The sequence below is a fragment of the uncultured Campylobacter sp. genome (assembly GCF_938045595.1).
GTDB lineage: Bacteria > Campylobacterota > Campylobacteria > Campylobacterales > Campylobacteraceae > Campylobacter_B.
The window spans coordinates 1-3,288 of the sequence record NZ_CALIBB010000275.1 but is presented as its reverse complement, the minus strand read 5'-3'; the positions used below and the strand labels follow the sequence as shown (position 1 = coordinate 3,288).

3 protein-coding genes and 1 pseudogene are annotated in these 3,288 nt (G+C 51.3%); all 4 read left to right on the top strand.

Going from position 1 to position 3,288, the window contains the following annotated elements; translation table 11 throughout:
- On the top strand, positions 1–1,876 hold a 1,876-nt coding region (locus Q0340_RS10715; protein ID WP_298083293.1), incomplete at its 5' end, for a DUF748 domain-containing protein.
- Between the two features lie 50 nt (positions 1,877–1,926).
- Complete coding sequence (dapB, locus tag Q0340_RS10710) at positions 1,927–2,688, top strand: 4-hydroxy-tetrahydrodipicolinate reductase (RefSeq protein ID WP_298083292.1); 762 nt, start codon at positions 1,927–1,929, stop codon at positions 2,686–2,688.
- A 29-nt stretch (positions 2,689–2,717) separates the two neighbouring features.
- On the top strand, positions 2,718–2,909 hold the full coding sequence (locus Q0340_RS10705) for a hypothetical protein (protein ID WP_298083291.1): 192 nt from the start codon (positions 2,718–2,720) through the stop codon (positions 2,907–2,909).
- A gap of 52 nt (positions 2,910–2,961) precedes the next feature.
- Positions 2,962–3,288 (top strand): annotated as a pseudogene (locus tag Q0340_RS10700) (amidophosphoribosyltransferase); the annotation flags it as partial.

The following is a 3,288-nucleotide window of genomic DNA, read 5'->3' as shown; positions in this document are numbered from 1 at the left end:
AAGCATAAACGATCTGGCGATTTTAAGCGCGATTTCTAAAAATCACGCGAGCTTTAAAAAAACGGCGAGCGCGGGCGATACAAACCCAGCGGATGCAAACTCTACGGCAAGCGGCGCAAATTCGGATTCTAAAAAGCCCGCCAAAAGCCCCGCTTTAAAATTTAAGATCGGCGAGGTCTCCGTAACGGGCGCAAAGGCCAAGATCAGCGAGAGCTTTATAGTTAAAAACAACGTGCACGAGATCAAGGATTTCAGCGCCACGCTAAGCGGGCTAAGCTCGAATTTCGCCGAGCCTTTCGGTATCAAAGCAAGCCTTATCACGGGCGAAATCACCGCTAGCGCGGACGGCAAGGCTAGCATCGCGCCGCTTAACGTAGGCGTGAGCTTCAGCCTAAATGCGCCGAACTTGAGCGTCTTTAACAAATATGCCGCGGAATTTATCACGGGCTCCATCGCCGGCGAGCTCGCTACGCAAGGGCAGCTGAAGCTTTCAAACGCCTTCTCGCTCGAAGCAAAGCTATCGGGCAAGGGCTTGGCGCTAAGCTCGGGCAGGGATAAAATTTTCTCCCTTGCGTCGCTGAATGTCGCGCAAATCGCGCTAAGCCCAAGCTCTCTCACGCTAAACAAGATCGCTCTTGGTTCGCCCGCGGCAAATATCTCGCTAAATAAAGACAGGCGTTTAAATTTAACTTCGCTGATAAAGCCCACCGCGCAGCTAAAACAGGCCGCAAACCCCGCCAAAGCTGCGCCTAGCAGACCCGCAAAAAGCAAGGCAAACTTTGCGTGGAGCGTAAAAAATATCTCGCTTAGCGGCGGAAATTTAAATTTCACCGATGAGAGCCTGGGGGCGCCCTTTAAACTACGCATCAGCGATATGAAAGCAAGCATCAGCGAGATCAGCCCGAAGCGGGCGGCGGATATCAAATTTAGCTCGCTCGTAAGCGGAAGCGGATTAGCGAACATCACGGCGCACGCTTATCCGCTGGATTTTAAACGCAAAAGCGATATAAACGTCGTTTTAAAGGAGATCCCGCTTGTGCCCGCATCGCCCTATACCGCCAAATATATCGGCAATGAAATCGCGGGCGGCAAGTTAAATTTAAAACTTGCCTACAAAATCGACGATGGCAAGCTAAACGCAAGCAATGATCTAAATTTGGACCGCTTCGAGCTCGGCAAAGAGGTAGCGAGCAAGGACGCGCTGAGCCTTCCGATCGGCCTAGCGGTATCGATCCTAAAGGACGGCGATGATCAGATTGATATTAGCCTGCCTCTAAGCGGCGCGATGAATGATCCGAAATTTAGCTACGGCGCGCTGGTTTGGGGTGCGGTCAAAAAGCTGCTCTCGGATATCGTGTTAAGTCCGTTTAGATTTATGGGAAAGATCGCGGGCGTAGATACGAAAAAGCTCGAAAGTATCGATTTTGAGGCGGCGAGCAGCGAAATTTTAATCAGCGAAAACTCTAAAATCGATGATTTGGCCAAGGTCGCAAAAGCTAAGCCCGATCTTAAGATCATCCTAAACTCTGCGTATAACGAAAAGCTCGATACTCACGAGTTTCAAAGGCGCTCGCTGCAAAATACCCTCACGCTGATGTCTAATAAACAAGGTCTCTCCACGGATGAAGCCATAGCGGCGCTTAAGATCAAATACGGTATCAAATCCGGCGGCGATGAGGCGATGGAGGAGCTGATAAGCGCGCAGAAATTTACCCGTTCGCGTCTTGATGAGTTAGCCCTTGCCAGAGCGGCCGCCGTGCAAGCGGCACTCGTGCAGCGCGGCGTAAGCGCCTCTCGCATAGAGATCAAAAAACCAAGCGAAGCGGAGCTCAAACAAAACAGCTTTATCCCGCTAAACCTGGGTCTTGAAAAATAGCGTAAGCAAAATTTGGCTATACTAAGTGGACTAAATTTAAAGGATGAGCGATGATAAATATAGGGATTCACGGCGGAAGCGGTAGAATGGGCACGATGATCTACGAATGCCTGAAAAATTTCGATCAGGCGCGAGCAAGTGTGATCTACACGGTCGCTCCGCTTGATTATACGCCGAGCTGCGCCGTAACGAGCAGCTACGACGAGCTTTTTAGCGGCTGCGACGTCGTGATAGACTTCACGATCCGAGACGGCGCGATAAGCTTAATGAAATTTGCGCTTTCGCACCCAAAGCCGCTTTGCATCGGCACGACGGCTCTGGGCGATGAAGGCGAGCGGCTACTGCGCGAATGCGGCACGAAGATGCCCGTACTGCACGCTACGAATATGAGCCTGGGCATCGCGGTGCTAAACAAGCTCGTGGCGCTTGCTAGCAGGAGCCTGCGCGATTTTGACTGCGAAATTTTAGAGATGCACCACCGCCACAAAAAAGACGCCCCGAGCGGCACGGCGATGAGCCTTGCGCAAAGTGCCGCAAGCGCGCGCGAGCTAAACTTAAAAGACGTGCGCGTAAGCGGTCGCGACGGGCTCATCGGCGAGCGGGGCAAGGACGAGATCGCCGTGATGTCGCTACGCGGCGGAGACATCGTCGGGCGCCACACCGTGGGGTTTTACGGCGAGGGTGAATTTATCGAGCTAAATCATACAGCGACTTCGCGTGCGACCTTTGCCAGAGGCGCGATAAAGGCCGCAGTATGGCTAGCGCCCCAAAATAGCGGGCTTTACGGTATCGACGACTGCTTAGGAATCTAGGCCTTTGCGGCTAAATTTAAGAGGATAAAATGCCAACTAAAGATGAAATTTTAAATTTTTTGCGCGAGCTAAAGCCCGAGCTTGAAAGTTTTGGAATTTACAAAGTCGGGCTATTCGGCAGCTACGCCAAATGCGGAGAAAATATCGCCGAGACGTTTAAAATTTCAGCCGATCTATTTGACGAGGCGCCGACAAAATGCCGGACGGCGAGCCGTCAATGATAAAACAAAATATAGATAAATTTCTAAAAAATAAAATTTAAGAGGTTAGAAAATGTGCGCAATCGTGGGAGTCATAAATTCCGAAGGTGCGGCTAAGACCGCGTATTACGGGCTTTTTGCCATGCAGCACCGCGGCCAGGAGGCAAGCGGTATCAGCTCGAGCTTTAATCATCACATCAAAACGATCAAAGCCACGGGGCTCGTGACGGAGGTTTTTAGCCCCGCGAGTTTTGAAATTTTAAAGGGCAACATCGCGATCGGTCACAACCGCTACGGCACCGCGGGTGCAGATAGTCTAAAGGACGCACAGCCCGTTGCGGGCAACTACGCTCTTGGGGAGATCTCTATCGTTCATAACGGAAATTTGATCAATAAAGAC

Excerpts from the sequence above, each read along its gene's own strand:
- Q0340_RS10705 (WP_298083291.1), top strand. The coding sequence starts at position 2,718 with ATGCCAACTAAAGATGAAATTTTAAATTTTTTGCGCGAGCTAAAGCCC.
- dapB (WP_298083292.1), top strand. The coding sequence starts at position 1,927 with ATGATAAATATAGGGATTCACGGCGGAAGCGGTAGAATGGGCACGATG.